The organism is Lysinibacillus parviboronicapiens, assembly GCF_003049575.1.
Taxonomy (GTDB): domain Bacteria; phylum Bacillota; class Bacilli; order Bacillales_A; family Planococcaceae; genus Lysinibacillus; species Lysinibacillus parviboronicapiens.
On the sequence record NZ_PYWI01000101.1, the window covers coordinates 1 to 456 of the forward strand.

General features: G+C 36.6%; 1 pseudogene. It reads left to right on the plus strand.

Annotated features, from left to right (window positions below):
- Positions 1–230: 230 nt before the first annotated feature.
- Positions 231–456: pseudogene (locus C9J35_RS23270) on the plus strand (IS110 family transposase); the annotation flags it as partial.

Genomic DNA, 456 nt, shown 5'->3' on the forward strand with positions numbered 1-456 from the left:
TTTTATATGAAACACTTGAATAAAATTTGTTCATCTTGTCTTGAGATGCCCCGTCCGAAATAAGCGAATCCGCTTCACAAATAATAGCAATATGTTCTAACAGCTCTCCTATGGACTGCTTATTAGGTGTAGGCCTTTTTTGTAAGTCATTTTCTGTTAACTTTTCTATCATTTCAACAATTGTCGTTACAGCGAAAGTTTTCCCTGAGTATAAAGGAGTTTTTGATGATTTGTACGCTGAGATTTCATTAAGGACTTTACAGTCCTACCCTACATCTGAATCAGTACTAGACGCAGGTATAGAAGAGATTGCACAATTTATTGATAAGCATTGTAAAGCACGTTCATTTAATTGGGCGCATGAAAGAGCTGAAGTATTAATCGTAGCTGCAGAACGCAACCCATTTCAGTCAACGCTTTATCAAAGCCTTCTCGTCAGTCTGAATATGTATATTG